Genomic DNA, 16,540 nt, shown 5'->3' with positions numbered 1-16,540 from the left:
ATGAAAAACCACACAATTCCTTGTCTCCCACGTGCGTATGTCTGACAGTCTGTTTGTCTTTCTCATGCGCGACTATTTCCTCCGCCGTTTTCTGCTCATCTTCCCGACGCTCATCGGGGCGACGATGGTGGTGTTTTTCATCACCCGCATCACCCCCGGTGGACCGCTGGAGGCGGCCATGCAAAAAGCCTCCATGCAGGGGGACCGGGGCATGAAAAATGCCGGGGCCTCCCTGACGGAGGAGCAGAAAGATGCGGTGGCGGCCTACTACGGTTTTGATCGCCCTTTTTTTCCCGCCTACCTCGCCTGGCTGGGGTTCATCCCGGCGCAGATGGACAAGCAGTTTGTGAAATTTGAAGCGGGCAAAACCGAGGCTCCGGTGACGCTGCGCAGGCTGCTGCCACGGGCGGAATGGCAGCCCAACAATGCCTACCGTATCACCCAGGCCACCCTCACCCCAGATGGGGTACTGAGCGGAGCGGATGCCGAGGACCTGAAACCCTGGCACACGAAGGTGGAAAAGGAGAAGCAGCGTGTGCAGATCTACCGCACGGAGTACAGCGGCCTCTTCCAGGGAAATCTGGGCATCTCCACCCGCTACAATCTGTATGTGTGGGACATGGTGCTGGAGCGCATGCCCATCTCCATCTTTTACGGGCTGGCCACCTCCCTGCTCACTTACCTTGTCTGCATCCCGCTGGGCATCTTAAAGGCCATCAAACACCGCACGGTGCTGGACAATACGACCTCGGTCCTCATTTTTGTGGGTTATTCGATTCCTGGCTTTGTCTTAGCCAGTGTCTTGGTGGTGTTCCTCGCCGCTCGTGCGGGGTGGTTTCCCACGGGCGGGTTTGTGGGAGATAACTTTGAGGAACTGACCTTCGGCGCGCAGGTGTGGGATGTGCTGCATCATGCCTTTCTGCCTCTGGTCTGCTACATGGTGGGGTCTTTTGCCTTCCTCACCATGCTGATGAAAAACAACCTCATGGACAATCTGGCCGCTGACTATGTGCGCACGGCGGTGGCCAAGGGGGCTGGCTTTAAAAGGGCCGTGCTGGTGCATGCGCTGCGCAATTCCCTGATCCCAGTAGCGACCACGCTGGGGCATATCGTTTCCATCTTTGTCGCGGGCTCGGTGCTCATTGAAATGATCTTCGAAATCAACGGCTTTGGACTCCTGAGTTACAACAGCATTTTGGATCGTGATTACCCCCTAGTCATGGGCATCCTCGTCGTGCAAGTCATGGTCCTCATGGTCGGCAACATCCTGTCAGATTTCCTCGTCGCGCTTACAGATCCGCGCATCCGTTTTGAATAACATGTCACCGCGCATCCTTGGCACCCTGCTGGCATTGTACACACTCCTGAGCGGGGGCTTTCGCCTCGCGGGTCTGAGTGTGCCTGTTTTTAAAATCCCCTTCCTCTCCACTGCCGCGGTGGGCTGGGTCCTGCTGGGCCTGTGCCTGCTGGCCGGGGTGTGGCTGCTGCGCGGGCCGCGCCAGTGGCAGTTCAGCCCGCTCACGCTGAAACAGTTGCGCCGATTCAAGGCCATCCGCCGGGGCTACGTCTCCTTCCTCCTCCTCCTGGTGCTGGTACTGCTAGGCTCGCTGGATGGGTTGCTGGTGGGCAAGCGCGCCCTCATCGTCAGTTATGAGGGGAAGCTTTACTTTCCCTTTGTGACAAAGGTGCTGCCCGCCACCACCTTTGGCGGCAGTGAAGAAAGTGAGACGGACTACCGCGAGCTGAAGCTGAAATTTCGCGAGGAAAAATCTGCCAACTGGGTGCTGATGCCACCGGTGCCCTACGATGCGAAATTGGACACGTCCGAGACCATCGCCATCATGGAGGAGCGCGGCGGCCTCATCTATGAAACGGGCTCCAGCCAGCCCTTCAATGGCCGTGCCTACACCGTCTTTAAAGACAAGCCGGAGCAGAAGCGCCAGGAGATCGTCTTCCGCCAGGGCCAGCGCCACGGCGAGCTGCGCGGCTGGGACCTGGCCGGGGAGCAGGTGGAAAAGGCCACCTATGAGAAAGGCCAGCGCCAGGCCTACACAGACTACACGAATGGCAAGATCCCCGCGCTGGATGCGCAGACCGCGCCCACGCTATACGCGGCCATTTATCCGCCTTCGCCGCCCTCCACCACGCATCAGCATTTTCTCGGCACCACTTCCTCCGGTGGGGATGTGCTGGCCATCCTCTTTGGCGGTTGGCAGCAGGCCATCATCGCCTCCGTTTTGTTCGTCACCATTGTCTTTGTGGTGGGCGTCATTGTCGGCGGCACCCTGGGTTACTTCGGTGGGCTGTATGACATCATCGGTTCTCGCCTGATCGAGATCTGGTCCGTGCTGCCCTTTTTGTTCATCATCCTCATCATCAGTTCCATCATCAGCCCCACCCTGTTCATGCTGGTGCTCATCATCTCGGCCTTTAGCTGGATGGGCACGACGATGTACATCCGCACCGCTGCCTATAAAGAAAAGGCCCGTGACTACGTGGCCTCCGCCCGCCTGCTAGGGGCCAGCACCAGCCGTGTGATCTTCCGCCACATTTTGCCAAACAGCATCGCCATCTTGGTCACGCTGGCTCCCTTTGAGGTGGCAGCCATCATCAGCTCCCTAGCCGCGCTGGACTTCCTCGGCTTTGGCCTGCCGCCGGAGGAGCCTAGCTGGGGCCGCCTGCTGCGGGAAGGCACGGAGGATTTTAACTATCCGTGGATCGTGGCCAGCGCGTTTGTGGCCATGACCACCGTGCTCATTTTGGTCACCTTCGTGGGTGAAGCCATCCGTGAGGCCTTCGACCCGAAAAAATTCACGACCTATCGCTGATGAGTCCCCTTTTGCCTGTTCCTCAACCGCTGCCCTCGCACGCCTGTCCACCATGGGCGCGTGCCCTGGCCTGTGGGCTTTTGGCTGCCTGCCTGGGCCTGTTTTTCAGCGCCTGTTCCGAGTCCACCGACGACCGCTTTCCCCCCTATGACAACACGGCGGAGGTGGAGGCTTTTTGGAAGTCCAAACCGGAGCTGTTTCAGTGGAAAACCCCGGCGGATCTGCCCACGGATCTGAAGTGGGAAACGGGCGCGGATGTGCCTGAATTTGGCGATCCTGCGGCGAAAAAAGGCGGCACCTTTCACGACTACCACCCCACCTTTCCCGCCACCTACCGCGTCGTGGGCCCGGATGCCAGCGGCACTTTCCGTGGTGAGCATCATGACCAGGTGATGATCTGGATGGCCCCCCGCCATCCCGACCAAGATGCCTGGATCCCTGGCATGGCGGATGCGTGGGCTTACTCTGCTGACAAGAAGACGGTTTACTTTCGGCTCGATCCCAAACTCACCTTCTCCGATGGCACGCCCGTCACGGTGGAGGACTTCTTCATGACCTTCTACATCATGCTGAGTCCGCACATCCAGGACCCCTGGTATAACGACTATTACAGCAAAGAATTCAAGAGCATCACCAAGTACGATGACCACACCCTTTCCTACACGCTCAAGGAAAACTACCCGGATCCCATGTGGAAGGTGACGGACGTGCAGCCCATGTCGCGGAAGTTTTACAAGGAGTTCGGTCAGGACTTCCCTGCCCGCTACCAGTGGCGGAAATCCCCCACCACTGGGGCCTATGATTTCGATCCCAAAGCAGATGTGAAACGCGGCCGCCGCATCACCATTCACCGCGTGAAAAACTGGTGGGCGCGGGATAAAAAACACTTCCGCTACATCTACAATGTGGACGCCATGGACTACCGCATCATCGCCAGTCAGGACAAGGCCTTTGAACTTTTCCGCCAGGGCCAGCTCGACTTCTTCATCGCTGGCCTGCCGCGCTACTGGTATGACAAGGCGGAGATCCCCGAGATCTACAAAGGCTACATCGAGCGCCACATCTTCTACAACGAGTTCCCTCAAGTGAGCTGGGGCATCCGCATCAATGAAAGCAAACCGCCGCTGGACAATCTGGACCTGCGCATCGGCATCAACTACGCCATGAACCTGCAAAAGGTGCTGGATGTGGACTTCCGTGGTGACAAGACCCGCATGAACACCACCGAGGCCGGTTTTGGCAAATTCACCAATCCTGCCGTCAAAGCCCGGCCTTTTGATGTGGTGAAGGCGCGCGAGCATTTCGCTAAAGCTGGTTATACCCAACCTGGGCCGGATGGCATCCTCATGAATGCCAGCGGCAAGCGCCTTTCCTTCACCCTCACCACCTTCAATTCCGGCACCATCACCCCCATTATGCTGCGGCTGAAGGAGGAGGCTAAAAAGGCCGGGCTGGAGATCATCGTGGAGGGACTGGATACCACCCAGCTCTACAAAAAACTGAACCAGAAGAATCATGAGTTAGGCCTCGCCGGTTTTGGTGCGCAGCCGCCTTACCCGCGTTTCTGGGATGATTACCACAGTGACAATGCCTACAAGACCGGGCCCGATGGCAAACGCACGGTGGTGGTGGATACGAACAACATGACCATGACGGCGGACCCAGCGCTGGACTCCATCATAGACCGCCACCGCAAAGCCGCCACAGAGGAGGAAGTGCAGCAGCTTTCCTGGCAGCTCTCCCAGCTCATCCATGACCGGGCGAATACCATCCCGCTGTGGGAATCCTCCAACTACCGCTACTTTAGCTGGCGCTGGCTGCGCTGGCCGAAAACGGGGAACGCCTTTCACAGCCAGATGCCGCTGGATGCCCGCATGTTCTGGATTGATGAAGACCTCAAACGCGAAACGCAGGAGGCCCGGAAAGAAGGGCGTGACTACGGTGAATCCCTGCAGGTGCATGACTCCTTTGTAAAACCCCGATGAGCAACGACGACTCCATCCTCCAGGTCGAAAACCTCGTTACGGCCTTTGACACCGATGCCGGGCGCATGACCGCCGTGGACGGCATCTCCTTTGACGTGCCGCGTGGCAAGACGCTGGGCATCGTCGGCGAATCTGGCTGTGGCAAAAGCGTCACCGCCTTTTCCATCACCCGCCTGCTGCCCCAGCCCCACGGCCAGATCCTCAGCGGCAGCATCCGCTTTGAGGGGCAGGACCTGGTGAGTCTGCCGCTGGAGCAAATGCAGGCCATCCGGGGCAACGAGATCAGCATGATTTTTCAGGAGCCCATGACCGCCCTGAACCCCGTGCAAACGGTCGGTCGCCAGCTTGCTGAGGCCATCCTTTTGCACACGCAATGCAGCAAGGCTGAGGTGCTGAGCCGCAGTGTGGACATGATGAAAAAAGTCCGCATCCCCGCGCCCGAGACCCGCCTGGGCGAATACCCGCACCAGCTCAGCGGCGGCATGCGCCAGCGCATCATGATCGCCATGGCGCTCATCAATAAACCGAAGCTCCTCATCGCTGACGAGCCGACCACGGCGCTGGATGTCACCGTGCAGGCGCAGATCCTCAAACTCATCGCCGATCTCCAGCAGGAAATGGGCATGAGCGTCATCCTCATCACCCATGACCTCGGCGTCATCGCGGAGGTGTGTGATGAAGTCGCCGTCATGTATGCGGGCCGCATCGTCGAGCGCGCCAGCGTGCACGAGCTCTTTGCCCGCCCGCGCCATGCCTATACCCAGGGTCTGCTGGAAAGCATCCCGCGCCTGGACAGCACGCCCAAGACCCTGCTGAAAGCCATCCCAGGAAACGTGCCTGGCATTGCCGACTTCCGCCCCGGCTGCCGCTTCGCCACCCGCTCTGGCCGCCCCCACACGGACACGCACCTGAGCGTGCGGCCCGCCTTCGTTGAAATCTCGCCTAACCATTGGGTAGAAAACTGCCCCATCTGCGTCGCGTGAGCTGGAGCATGCCCCTTGAAATCGGACCTCAATCGCTTATTTTATTCTCATGACCGTTAAAGCCATTGTTCATCCTGCTGAAGAAGGCGGCTATTGGGCTGAAGTGCCCTCGTTGCCGGGTTGCTTCACTCAGGCGGAGACGCTGGATCAACTTCGGTTGCGGCTCGCCGAGGCCATCCAAGGATGGTTTCTGGCAGATGCTGAGCAGGAAATAGACGATGCTGACGCTCAACCCATGCTGGTGAACGTGTGAAACTCATCAGCGGTAAACAGCTTGTCAAAATCGTCCAGGCTCACGGCTGGTCCCTGGCTCGTGTCAATGGCAGCCATCACATCTTCAAGCATGCGGACAAAACCGGCCCTTTGGTGATCCCTGTTCATGGCAACGAAACTTTAAAGATCGGCCTCCTGCGTGCCCTAATGAAAACTGCCGATCTCAAAGAAAGCGATCTTTAATTCATGAGCCTCCTCACCGTTCAAAACCTCCAGCAGCATTTCCCCGTCCGTGGCGGTCTGCTGCGGCGCTCTGTGGCCTCTTGCAAAGCCGTGGATGGCGTCAGCTTTTCCCTGGCCGCGGGGGAGACCCTGGGCCTCGTCGGTGAATCTGGCTGTGGCAAAACCACGCTCGGCAAAAGCATCGTGCGCCTGCTGAAACCCACGGGCGGCAGCGTCCACTTTGAAGGGCAAGACATCACCACCGCCAGCATGGGCCAGCTCCGCCCCACCCGCCGGCACATGCAGATGATCTTCCAAGATCCCGCGGAATCCCTGAACCCGCGCCACACGGTGCGCGATATTTTGGAGGAGCCCTTCATCGTCCAAAAACTGGGCAGCAAAGAAGAACGCCGCGCCTGGGTGGCGGATCTGCTGGACAAAGTCGGCCTGCCCACCACCGCCAGCGATCGTTTCCCCTTCGAGTTTTCCGGCGGCCAGCGCCAGCGCATCGGCATCGCCCGCGCCATCGCCCTGAAGCCCAAACTCATCGTCTGTGACGAGCCCGTCTCTGCGCTCGATGTCTCGGTGCAGAGTCAGGTGCTGAACCTTTTGTTAGACCTCCAGCGGCAGATGGGCCTGAGCTACCTCTTCATCGCCCACGGGCTCAGCGTGGTGAAGCACATGAGCGACCGCGTCGCCGTGATGTACCTGGGCAAGATCGTCGAACTGGCCCCGGCGGAGACGCTTTACCGCCGGCCTCTGCACGCCTACACCCGCGCCCTGCTGGATGCCATCCCTGTGCCGGATCCCGCCCTGCGCCGCCCGCGCTCCCTGCTGCAAGGGGACGTGCCCTCCCCCATCAATCCCCCTGCTGGCTGCGCCTTCGGCCACCGCATGGGCCACCCCCGGTGGAAAGACAGCGTGGGCATGGACCTGAGCTTGAAAGAAATCACCCCCGGCCACTGGGTGCAGCCCTGCCCCTGCTGCACCGGAGAGTGAGCAAGAGGCGCTGTCTAGACTCCATTCGCTGAAGGGTGATCGGTGATCCTTCGTTCTCAATCAGTCTTCGCTCGCTCATCCATCCAGAGTTCCCCAAAAACGCGTTCCCTTTCCCCGCTTGCGGGGTTGCGAAGCCGCGAAGCGAAAGGCCCAGGTGAGGGGGGGGCGTAGCACGCGGGATGTTGTTCGCAGAAGGGTGCCCTTTTCTCTCAAACGACACCTCCACCCTGACCTCACCTTCCACCGCCCCTCACCCCTGGCCCTCTCCCCAGTTCCTGGGGCGAGGGGGATGTCTTTTCGACTCCGTCCACGGAAGACCAAACCGCCGTCGTTCGCTTTTAAATCCACTCCTCGTTCGGTCTATCATTAGGAGCTGCCAAAAGCGCGTTCCCTCTCCCCGCGCTCGCGTGGGGAGAGGCTAAGGTGAGGGGTGGTCGCAGCACGCAGAACCTCGTTCGCAAAAGGGTGCCCTTTTCTCTTAAACGAGTCCTCCACCCTCAATCCCCCTCCACCATCCCTAGCTCTACTTTTCCGCCTTTGGTTTCACGGTGAAGCGGTTGGGGTTTTTCCGGTAGGTGTCCAGGCAGGTGGCGCAGCAGAAAATGACGGGACCTTTCTCTTCAAAAATCCGGTAGATCACTCGGGCGGCTTTGCCATCCACAGGGCAGACGTCATTGATGGGCGGGCCGCCCTTTGCAAAAACAGCGGTGAGGCTGACACAGGTGAGCAGGAGGATGGGCAGTAGAGCTTTCATGGTGTGTGGGGCGCGCGGCACGGGTTTGAGTGTGCCTGCATACCTCCATCAACGCCTGAAGCGCCGCCTTCCTAGAGCCCGGACAAATGCGGCAGCAGGATGCGCAAAGCTGGCACACTGCGGGGCCGCTGAAGATGAAAACCGGGGGCGTTACCCCCCAGGGAAATCTTAAAACGGAATGTCGTCGTCTTCCATGCCATCGGTGATGGGGCCCTCACCGAAGTCATCCTGCTGGGCAGGGGCCTGGCGCTGGGGAGGACGCTGCTGGGCAGCCGGGCGCTGTTGGTAACCGCCGCCGCCACCACCACCATACCCGCCGCCGGAGTTGCCCCCGTAACCGCCGCCACCGCCACCCGCTGGGCGACGCTGCTGGGGAGGAGGTGCGCTGTAGCCCTCTTCATCATTGCCATAGTTCCCGCCGCCACCACCGCCACCGCCGGGGGCACCGCCTTTGCTGTCCAGGAACTGCATGTTCTCAGCCACGATCTTGATCTTGCTGCGCTTTTGGCCCGTGGCCTTGTCTTCCCAGGTATCCATCTGCAGGCGACCTTCGATGAAGACGGAGCGGCCCTTGGCCAGGAACTGGCCCGCGAGCTCGGCCTGCTTGCCCCAGAGGACGATGTCCAGGTAAGTCACTTCTTCCTGGCGTTCGCCACTTTCCGTGAGGTAACGCCGATTGACGGCAATGGCCATGTCACAGACCGCACTGCCTTTGGGCGTGTAACGCACCTCCGGGTCGCGGGTGAGATTGCCGATGAGCATGACTTTATTGAGCGAGGCCATATCCCCTCACCTTATCCAGCCAGCCAAGTTTGCAGCAACCTTTTTTGTGATTCGGGAATACCAAAATCCAGTTGCAAAGCTGCATGATGTCCTAGCTCATGCTTGAGAGGCCCGCCTCCGGGTGGACCGCATACGCTATAGCGGGTGGGACTAGGATTATGTTTGACGGATCGCTCATTGTTTGAAAAGTTTCTTTCTGTCGTATCCCAGATGTCCGTACTTTCATCTCATCAAACAAATCTGGATCGTCTCCTTCAGGGAATCCTGCCGCATTGTGCGATTACGGAAAAACAATCTCTGGCAGCGAGGCACTGGAGCTTACAAATGCCTCTGACGCATGGCTGTAATGTAGGCACTCTCAAAGTTATTTTACAGAGTGAAGCCCTGCTGTCTCAAGCCGTAGTCGGCAAAAGGATTGGTGCTGCAGAGGCTCTCATGGGCACGACGGATGACGTGTTTTTCTACTTGGGGACATTTGCCTATCCCACCACGGAATGCGGATTTCTATTTGTGCATTCTCTGGAACACGATCACTCCGGTAAAGGTGTGGCGACTCCTTTTGACTCTGGCGCTTTTGCCTCACGGGTTCCTGCTCCGGCCCCTTACCTTGATGGCGTGGACTTTGTTAGGAATCACGAATTGCCTGTTCCAGAATACAGACAGCTTTTGGCTGCGCTTATTTCTCATTACGCGGCTACGCCGCAGGCTTATCTGCAAAATGTTGAGGCGTTTGCCTGTCATTGTTTAGAGCAACGTTTGCATCCTTTTGGAATTTCTGGCGGTGATCGGCGGACCAGCACCTTTGAGGTGCGTATCCCTCAGAGGGTACCACTTCAGCCTCCACATTTACTGGCCGTTTTTGTCAAAAATGGCCATGAAAAACAGATCGCCGAACTCAGCTCGCTGCATGCCTTAGGCGTTCGTATCGAGCGATATTCAGCCGACCCTGATCAAGTCGATTCTTTTTATGCAATCCGTGAATCCTGCATTAACTTCATTGAGGAGTATATAAATTCATGACGCACTGGTCTCTCCACGACCTCGATATCATCGGCTTTTCCAGCGTGCTGGAGGCCGAGCCATTGCCGCGTATCCTGGCGCCTATTTTTCAAAGCCGCCAGACGCCGGATTTGGTCATCATGCCTCCCTTCTGCCTCGTTTCGGATGAAGTGTTTAAAGGCAATCTTTCAACCCTGGATGAGTTGGACGCTTTCGAGGCTCGCCAACAGGTAACACGGCTAGCGAAGGCCTTTCAGGGACAGCCTAATCATGACCTTTGGGTTAACGATAAGGGCGAAGTGGCGTATGATCGTAAATCCAAGGTGAAGAGCGAATTTCAAAAGATTTTCGACCGCCATTTGACGTTGGCAAAAGAGAAGCTCGCGGAACAAGACTGGAAGGCGGCTTGTGATGCGGCTGCTATTTCTCGGGCCATGAATCCCAATCATCTCGATCCCCTGATTATTCTGGGACAGGCTGAACTGCAAATGGGCGATTTGAAGCGTTTCGCTTTCACTCAATACATTGCCACAGAACTCATCGCAGCGGCAGAATTTGAGAAGCTAGTTCGTGAAAAATTGGCTCCTGAGCAGGTTCGCCCTCAAGCAGGAGCCAGCTCGATGCAAGGAATCGGGATCAGAAAATCCATGCGTTCTAACGCCAGTAATCCTTCTTGCATTGCCGCATGAACTTTCAGCCTCGGGTTTTTACTTTTTACAGCTACAAAGGCGGCGTGGGGCGCAGCATGGCGGTGCTGAATACGGCCTACTACCTGCATGCGCGAGGTCGCCATGTTTTAGTCGTGGATCTAGACCTTGAGGCTCCTGGGGCCAGTGGGTTTTTAAACCGTACTGGTGAGTTACTTCCAACGAAATCTCAGGGAGATGTGGTGGATGTTCTGGCTGCCGTCGTTCAATCGGTGCGCGACGCTCCGGCAGGCACACCACCAGAGCTTCCCCCGCTTCTATTAGAGTCCTTTTTGCATTCCGTGGATGTTGAGCATTATGCCGAGCCTAAACATCCTCGCGCCGCGAGGGCACGTCTGGATGTGCTGGCGGCAGATGAGTCACGGAACTACGCGGCCAGACTGAGTGCGCTCAATCTCCCGAGTCTGTCGGCCCAGCAAATTTTTGACTCCAGCGATCTGTTGCGCGCCGTGCTCCGCAATCACCGTTTTTCCTTCAATCATCCCTGGCAGGAGGAAGGGACGGAACCTGAACCGACAGGCTACGACTACATTCTGGTGGATAGTCGCACAGGCTTTACCGAAGTGGGGGGGCTATGTGTGGGACCTTTGTCGGACCGTCTCGTTGTCTTGTCAGGCCTCAATGACCAAAACATTACGGGCACGCTGAACTTCCTGAATTTTGTGGGCTTGAAACCGCAGCAGCGTTCGGGCGAAGACGATGTTTGGGATGAGGCGGACCCGCTAGGCAGTCCCGAGCCAGGCCCTGCCACACTGGGACCAAAACCCACGCTTTTAGTCGCGTCACCTGTTCCCGGCGGAGAGATGACATATAAGAAAGACCGGATGGAGGTCTTGAAGAAACAGATTGGCCTCGCTCCTCTTAGACTCTCATACCATCCTCAGATGGCCCTGATGGAGACGATCTTTATCCGGGATTATCCCGATGAATACCTCGCCATGGAATATTCCACCTTAGCGGATCGTGTCATGGCCATGGTGGGAGATTCTAACGAACAGTTAAGAGCCTCAGTGCATCGTCTCATTCGGCCTAAAGGAAACAAGAGCAACGGAGACCCTGAATGGGACGGCAACGATTTGCTGAAACGAATGACTCGAATCGCCGTTTCGACAGGACAACTGGAAACCGTTTTTCCGATTCGCTTTTTACCGCAATCAGGTCTGCCTGATTCGTTGCAAAAGCAGATTAGGATGTTGGACATCAATTTGGCTCCAACAGATGAATATGCAGCCGAGTCATGGCTTGCATGGGCAGATGCTTTAGATACAGAGGAAGCGAGGAGAAGAGGCGATGTAGCGGTCTTCCAAGAAATGGAAGGCAAGTACCACCGGTCCATTCTGCTCAAGCCTGATTTTCAGGAAGCCTTAGGCAATTGGGGGGCAGCACTTTCAGCTTGGGCTACAACAAAAGTGGGAAGCGAGGCTGATGAACTGTTTCGTCGAGCAGAGGAAAAACACAAACAAGCGCTGGCGATCACATCTAATAAGTATATAGCCCTCAATAATTGGGGGACCGCACTATTGGCATGGTCGCAAATTAAAGAGGGGACTGAAAACAAAAAACTCTTGGATCACGCAGAAGAAAAGTTTCAAGAAGCCTTGGCGATCAAGGCTGACGATCCTATTATTATATATAATCTAGCCTGTCTGTCTGGACTGAAAGGTGAAGTTGAAACGACACTTTTCTGGCTTGAGTCTTGGAGGAAGCTCAACTCCAAAGCAGCGAAAAGTAAATTGGACAATGACAAGGACTTCGACCGAGTGCGGAATGACCCACGGTTCCAAGCTTTTCGGGATAGTTTGATTGATTAGTTTAAAGTGGAGAAGTTTCAGCAGCTTCAAGTCATCTGGATGGAAGACGACTTGAACGCTTGCTGTTTCGTTAACGGGCTTCACTCCATCTCCAGCACTTGATGGAGGAAGGCCCATTCGTCGGCGGTTTCTTCGATGACTTTTTTCAGGGCGGTGCCGGCGCCGTGGCCGGCGCTAGTTTCGATGCGGATGAGGACGGGGGGGCCGTCTTTGGCCTGGCAGGCCTGGAGGCGGGCGGCGAATTTGAAGCTGTGCGCGGGCACCACGCGGTCATCGTGGTCCGCCGTGGTGATGAGGGTGGCGGGGTAGCGGGTGCCGGGCTTCAGATTGTGCAGCGGGGAGTAGGCGTAAAGGGCTTTGAATTCATCGGCCTTTTCGCTGCTGCCGTAGTCGCTTTTCCAGGCCCAGCCGATGGTGAAGAGGTGAAAGCGCAGCATGTCCATGACGCCCACGGCGGGCAGGGCCGCGCCGAAGAGCTCGGGCCGCTGGGCCATGCAGGCGCCGACGAGGAGGCCGCCATTGCTGCCGCCCATGATGGCGAGTTTTTTGGGCGAGGTATAACCTTCTTTTTGGAGATGCTGAGCACAGGCGATGAAGTCATCGAAGACGTTCTGTTTGGTCAGCTTGGTCCCGGCGCGGTGCCAGTCGGCGCCGTATTCACCGCCGCCGCGCAGGTTGGCCATGGCATAGACGCCGCCCATTTCTAACCAGACGGTGCGGCCGATGGAGAAGCCGGGGGTGAGGCTGATGTTAAACCCGCCGTAGCCGTAGAGGAGGGTGGCGTTGTTGCCATCCAGCTTCAGGCCTTTTTTATGGACGATGAACATGGGCACGCGGGTGCCGTCTTTGCTGGTGGCAAAGATCTGCTTGGTCTCATACTGGCTGCCGTCAAAGTCCACCTTCGGCTGGCGATAAAGGCTGCTCTGTCCGGTGGCGATGTCGTAACGGTAGATGGCCCCGGGCGTGGTGAAGCTGGTGAAGGCGTAGTGGGTGAAGGTATCGCTACGGCGACCGTTAAAGCCACCGATGGTGCCGATGCCGGGGAGCTGGATGGCGCGGATGAGCTTGCCGTCCAAATCATAGGCGCGCATGTCTGAACGGGCATCTTTGAGGTATTCCGCCAGGATCTGGCCGCCGACGATGGAGACGCCGTCGAGTTTATCCTCGGTCTGGGGCAGGATCTCGCGCCAGTTGGCACGCTCGGGTTTGGTGACATCAATGGCGATGACGCGGTAGCGCGGGGCGTCGAGATTCGTGTGGAAGTAGAAGACGGGGCCGACGTTGTCCACAAAGCTGTAAGCGGCATCGAAGTCATTGAGCAGCTCCACCACCTTGGCTCCAGGCTGGGTGAGGTCTTGGTAGAAGATGCGCTTCTTCGGATCGGTGCCTTCCGTGACGCTGAAGGTGAGGTAATGGCCGTCATCGGTGACGTAGGCGTGCAGGCCCCAGTCGGGTTGGTCGGGGCGTTCATAGACCAGGCGGTCTTCGGCCTGCGGGGTGCCGAGCTGGTGGAAATAGACTTTTTGGTTCTTGTTCGCCTCGGTCAGGGCTGCGCCTTCTTTCGGCTGCGGGTAACGGCTGTAGTAGAAACCGCGGCTGTCTTTGGCCCAGGAGGCCCCGCTGAATTTGATCCACTCCAGCACGTCCGCACTGTCCTGGCCGGTAGCGATGTCTTTGACGCGAAATTCCTGCCAGTCACTGCCGGCTTTGGACAGGCCATAGACGAGGAATTTGCCATCGGGGCTGGGGGCGGTCTCCGTGAGGGAGGTGGTGCCATCGGTGGAAAGGGTGTTCGGGTCTAACAAAAGGCGTGGTTCTTTTCCCAGGTCTTCGGTGACGTAGAGCACGCTCTGGTTTTGCAGGCCGGAGTTGCGATTGAAAAACCAGTGGCCGCCTTCTTCAAAGGGCACGCCCACGCGCTCGTAGTTCCAGAGTTTTTCCAGGCGTGCGCGCAGCTCGGCCCGTTTGGGGAGCTGGTGCAGGTAGGGGAAGGTGACGGCGTTTTGCGCGGTGACCCAGGCCTTGGTTTCCTCGCTGTTGTCATCTTCCAGCCAGCGGTAGGGATCTGCCACCTTCGTGCCGTGGTAGTCATCGGAAATGGCGGGGTCCTGGCGGGTTTCCGGGTACGGCAGAGGCTGGGCAAAGAGGGCGGTGGACATGAGGCAAAAGAGGGGCGTTTTCATGACGAAGGGCCGGGGCTGGAAAAAATAGACCGATTTCCAAAAATCTTGTCCGAAAAGCGGCGACGGGGTGGGACGATTGGCGGTCACCGCAAGCGGGACTTGGCTGTTATCGTCAAGATAGCAGCCTGCGCTCTTGCCTTGCCACTCATCCCACCGCGCCCGCCTTTTCAATCGGACCATCTTTTTGGAAACCGATCTATACGCACGAAGCGGTGACCACTTCGTGCGTTTTAGAAAGCGGCTAAATGGGGCGAAACCTTAGAGCGACTTGGTGTAGCCCAGGTAACCCATGAACACGCCGATGAGGGCGGCGATGACGATGATGAGGGAGGGCTTCACCACGCGGCGCTTGGCCAAGACGGGGAGGAAACCGAGGACCAGCCAGAGGGCCAGTTTCACATAGACCCAGGTAGGCAGGGCGCTGAAGAGGCCCATTTTGGCCAGCATGCCAAAGCCGGAGACGAGGCTGATGACCAAGCCGGTGCCGTGCCACTTCATGGCGGACTTGGCGCTGTCATTGGATAGCAGCGCGCCGAAGCCGATGTACACGAGGATGAGACCTAGGATGTGGAGAAGATGGTAAGCGGCGAGGGGCATAGGTGGTGGGGGATGTTGCCACGATACGCGCGGTGGACAACTGCGGTTTCGAGACGGGGTAAAAAAGGGGGGAGGGATGGGGTTAACGAAGCAGGTCTGTGTTTCTTTAGAGATATCCTGAGGGTGACTTTTTCTTCGCCTGCCTGCGGGCTCTCCTGGGAGAAGGGTGTGCCCGGAATTAAAAACTCCACGCGCAGGAGCGGCGGGGGGCCGGGAACCTGGCGTGGAGTGGTGAGAGAGGGCGGCACCGTTCACACGGTGCGGGGTTTAGCGGAAGCTCTTCGCGAAGTCGTCCGCGCTGGCTTTCGCCACCACTTTGGTCTTCTGGAAGGTGCTGGCCTCGCCTTTTTCAATGAGGATACGCTCATAGTCAGCGGCGCTCATGGGCAGCTCGATAGCTTTGTCCTGCCAGGTGCTGAGGAGGATGGCATTGGCCAGCTCCACGCTGTGGATGCCTTCTTCAGCAGGGCTGAGGAGTTTTTCACCTTTGAGGATGGCGTTGGTGAAGTTTTGCAGGATTTCCACGTGCTGACCGCCGCTTTCCGCCACGGGGATCTCGATGTGCCAGCTTTCAGGCATGGCGAAGGCGGCCTCCGCCTCCATGCAGAATTTGCTCATGGGCTGGCGATTGCGCTGGAAGTGGATCTTGGCGCCGTCCGTGACGGTGAGGCGGCCATTTTCAGCGGAGATTTCCAGTTTGTTCACGCCTGGGGCCTCGCCAGTGGAGGTGACAAAGGTGGCGGTGGTGCCGTTTTCATACTGCATCACGGCGGTGACATCGTCTTCCACCTCGATCTCATGAAAACGCCCGAACTGGCAGAAGCCGCGCACGGTCTTCGGCACACCGAACATCCACTGGAAGAGGTCCAGATTGTGAGGGCACTGGTTCATCAGCACGCCGCCGCCTTCACCCTTCCAGGTGCCGCGCCAGCCGCCGGTGGCGTAGTAGTAGTTGGTGCGGAACCAGTTGGTCACTTCCCAGTGCACGCGGCGGATCTGGCCCAGCTCACCGCTATCAATGAGGTCCTTCACCTTTTTGAAGCAGGCGTTCGTGCGCATGTTGAACATGGCGGCAAAGATTTTGCTCTTGTCCGTGTGCGCGGCGATGAGGCGCTCGCAGTCGGCCTTATGCACCGAGATGGGCTTTTCCACGAGGACGTGGAGGCCGTTTTGTAGGGCCTCGATGCCGATGGTGGTGTGGCTGAAATGGGGGGTGCAGATGAGGATGGCATCAATGCGGCCGGACTTGATCATGGCGCTCACGTCCGTGAAGGGCTGTTCCCCCTCCAACTGCGCAGGCAGGGTGCCCACGCTTTCGCACATGGCGGTGACGCGCAGTCCGGGCACTTTGCCGGCGCGAATGTTTGCGAGATGGGCCTTGCCCATGTTGCCGAGTCCAACGATGCCGAGTCTGACGGTTTCCATAGAGATGGCGAGGCTAGCGAGGGGGAAAGCGGCGGTCAACTGCGATAAAGT

At 58.0% G+C, this 16,540-nt stretch carries 15 protein-coding genes; 10 read left to right on the top strand and 5 right to left on the bottom strand.

Annotated elements, in window-relative coordinates; all coding sequences use genetic code 11:
- Positions 1–37 precede the first annotated feature (37 nt).
- From HNQ64_RS08420 to HNQ64_RS08390, 7 genes are read left to right on the top strand one after another with little or no spacing between them, the layout of a single operon-like run.
- The gene (locus tag HNQ64_RS08420) at positions 38–1,318 is read left to right on the top strand and encodes an ABC transporter permease (RefSeq protein ID WP_221305392.1); all 1,281 of its coding nucleotides are present in this window, start codon (positions 38–40) and stop codon (positions 1,316–1,318) included.
- Between the two features lies 1 nt (position 1,319).
- Complete coding sequence (locus HNQ64_RS08415) at positions 1,320–2,828, top strand: ABC transporter permease subunit (protein WP_184207463.1); 1,509 nt, start codon at positions 1,320–1,322, stop codon at positions 2,826–2,828.
- Complete coding sequence (locus HNQ64_RS08410; RefSeq protein WP_184207461.1) at positions 2,828–4,813, top strand: extracellular solute-binding protein; 1,986 nt, start codon at positions 2,828–2,830, stop codon at positions 4,811–4,813. The genes HNQ64_RS08415 and HNQ64_RS08410 overlap by 1 nt, the downstream gene beginning before the upstream one ends.
- The gene (locus tag HNQ64_RS08405; protein WP_184207459.1) at positions 4,810–5,796 is read left to right on the top strand and encodes an ABC transporter ATP-binding protein; all 987 of its coding nucleotides are present in this window, start codon (positions 4,810–4,812) and stop codon (positions 5,794–5,796) included. Before HNQ64_RS08410 ends, HNQ64_RS08405 begins: the two co-directional genes overlap by 4 nt.
- 49 nt (positions 5,797–5,845) lie before the next feature.
- On the top strand, positions 5,846–6,049 hold the full coding sequence (locus tag HNQ64_RS08400; protein ID WP_184207457.1) for a type II toxin-antitoxin system HicB family antitoxin: 204 nt from the start codon (positions 5,846–5,848) through the stop codon (positions 6,047–6,049).
- Complete coding sequence (locus HNQ64_RS08395; protein ID WP_184207455.1) at positions 6,046–6,252, top strand: type II toxin-antitoxin system HicA family toxin; 207 nt, start codon at positions 6,046–6,048, stop codon at positions 6,250–6,252. Before HNQ64_RS08400 ends, HNQ64_RS08395 begins: the two co-directional genes overlap by 4 nt.
- 3 nt (positions 6,253–6,255) lie before the next feature.
- Complete coding sequence (locus HNQ64_RS08390; protein ID WP_184207453.1) at positions 6,256–7,230, top strand: ABC transporter ATP-binding protein; 975 nt, start codon at positions 6,256–6,258, stop codon at positions 7,228–7,230.
- Between the two features lie 523 nt (positions 7,231–7,753).
- On the opposite strand, the gene HNQ64_RS08385 is transcribed toward HNQ64_RS08390, so the two are convergent.
- Positions 7,754–7,984 carry a hypothetical protein gene (locus HNQ64_RS08385; protein ID WP_184207451.1) on the bottom strand — a complete coding sequence of 77 codons (231 nt, stop codon included), beginning with the start codon at positions 7,982–7,984 and terminating at the stop codon, positions 7,754–7,756.
- Between the two features lie 168 nt (positions 7,985–8,152).
- On the bottom strand, positions 8,153–8,767 hold the full coding sequence (locus HNQ64_RS08380; RefSeq protein ID WP_184207449.1) for a single-stranded DNA-binding protein: 615 nt from the start codon (positions 8,765–8,767) through the stop codon (positions 8,153–8,155).
- A 162-nt stretch (positions 8,768–8,929) separates the two neighbouring features.
- Here HNQ64_RS08380 and HNQ64_RS08375 point away from each other — a divergent pair, with 162 nt between their 5' ends.
- The 3 genes from HNQ64_RS08375 to HNQ64_RS08365 are packed head-to-tail and all read left to right on the top strand — an operon-like array spanning position 8,930 to position 12,284.
- Positions 8,930–9,787 (top strand): hypothetical protein, encoded by an 858-nt coding sequence (locus tag HNQ64_RS08375; RefSeq protein WP_221305391.1) that lies wholly within the window; start codon positions 8,930–8,932, stop codon positions 9,785–9,787.
- On the top strand, positions 9,784–10,455 hold the full coding sequence (locus tag HNQ64_RS08370; RefSeq protein WP_184207445.1) for a hypothetical protein: 672 nt from the start codon (positions 9,784–9,786) through the stop codon (positions 10,453–10,455). The genes HNQ64_RS08375 and HNQ64_RS08370 overlap by 4 nt, the downstream gene beginning before the upstream one ends.
- Positions 10,452–12,284 carry a KGGVGR-motif variant AAA ATPase gene (locus HNQ64_RS08365; protein WP_184207444.1) on the top strand — a complete coding sequence of 611 codons (1,833 nt, stop codon included), beginning with the start codon at positions 10,452–10,454 and terminating at the stop codon, positions 12,282–12,284. The genes HNQ64_RS08370 and HNQ64_RS08365 overlap by 4 nt, the downstream gene beginning before the upstream one ends.
- 80 nt (positions 12,285–12,364) lie before the next feature.
- Here the strand turns inward: HNQ64_RS08365 and HNQ64_RS08360 are convergent, their stop codons facing one another.
- The 3 genes from HNQ64_RS08360 to HNQ64_RS08350 form a co-directional block, all read right to left on the bottom strand.
- The gene (locus HNQ64_RS08360; RefSeq protein WP_184207442.1) at positions 12,365–14,467 is read right to left on the bottom strand and encodes a prolyl oligopeptidase family serine peptidase; all 2,103 of its coding nucleotides are present in this window, start codon (positions 14,465–14,467) and stop codon (positions 12,365–12,367) included.
- A 258-nt stretch (positions 14,468–14,725) separates the two neighbouring features.
- Positions 14,726–15,064 (bottom strand): hypothetical protein, encoded by a 339-nt coding sequence (locus tag HNQ64_RS08355; protein WP_184207440.1) that lies wholly within the window; start codon positions 15,062–15,064, stop codon positions 14,726–14,728.
- Between the two features lie 267 nt (positions 15,065–15,331).
- Entirely contained in the window at positions 15,332–16,528 is a 1,197-nt protein-coding gene (locus tag HNQ64_RS08350) for a Gfo/Idh/MocA family protein (protein WP_246430991.1), read from the bottom strand.
- Between the last annotated feature and the right edge of the window lie 12 nt (positions 16,529–16,540).

Origin of the sequence: Prosthecobacter dejongeii, assembly GCF_014203045.1 — a bacterium.
Lineage (GTDB): Bacteria > Verrucomicrobiota > Verrucomicrobiia > Verrucomicrobiales > Verrucomicrobiaceae > Prosthecobacter > Prosthecobacter dejongeii.
Note: the sequence above shows the minus strand (reverse complement) of the source record. Positions and strands in the feature narration are given on the sequence as shown.

Excerpts from the sequence above, each read along its gene's own strand:
- HNQ64_RS08420 (WP_221305392.1), top strand. The coding sequence starts at position 38 with ATGTCTGACAGTCTGTTTGTCTTTCTCATGCGCGACTATTTCCTCCGC.
- HNQ64_RS08415 (WP_184207463.1), top strand. The coding sequence starts at position 1,320 with ATGTCACCGCGCATCCTTGGCACCCTGCTGGCATTGTACACACTCCTG.
- HNQ64_RS08410 (WP_184207461.1), top strand. The coding sequence starts at position 2,828 with ATGAGTCCCCTTTTGCCTGTTCCTCAACCGCTGCCCTCGCACGCCTGT.
- HNQ64_RS08405 (WP_184207459.1), top strand. The coding sequence starts at position 4,810 with ATGAGCAACGACGACTCCATCCTCCAGGTCGAAAACCTCGTTACGGCC.
- HNQ64_RS08400 (WP_184207457.1), top strand. The coding sequence starts at position 5,846 with ATGACCGTTAAAGCCATTGTTCATCCTGCTGAAGAAGGCGGCTATTGG.
- HNQ64_RS08390 (WP_184207453.1), top strand. The coding sequence starts at position 6,256 with ATGAGCCTCCTCACCGTTCAAAACCTCCAGCAGCATTTCCCCGTCCGT.
- HNQ64_RS08385 (WP_184207451.1), bottom strand. The coding sequence starts at position 7,984 with ATGAAAGCTCTACTGCCCATCCTCCTGCTCACCTGTGTCAGCCTCACC.
- HNQ64_RS08380 (WP_184207449.1), bottom strand. The coding sequence starts at position 8,767 with ATGGCCTCGCTCAATAAAGTCATGCTCATCGGCAATCTCACCCGCGAC.
- HNQ64_RS08370 (WP_184207445.1), top strand. The coding sequence starts at position 9,784 with ATGACGCACTGGTCTCTCCACGACCTCGATATCATCGGCTTTTCCAGC.
- HNQ64_RS08365 (WP_184207444.1), top strand. The coding sequence starts at position 10,452 with ATGAACTTTCAGCCTCGGGTTTTTACTTTTTACAGCTACAAAGGCGGC.
- HNQ64_RS08360 (WP_184207442.1), bottom strand. The coding sequence starts at position 14,467 with ATGAAAACGCCCCTCTTTTGCCTCATGTCCACCGCCCTCTTTGCCCAG.
- HNQ64_RS08355 (WP_184207440.1), bottom strand. The coding sequence starts at position 15,064 with ATGCCCCTCGCCGCTTACCATCTTCTCCACATCCTAGGTCTCATCCTC.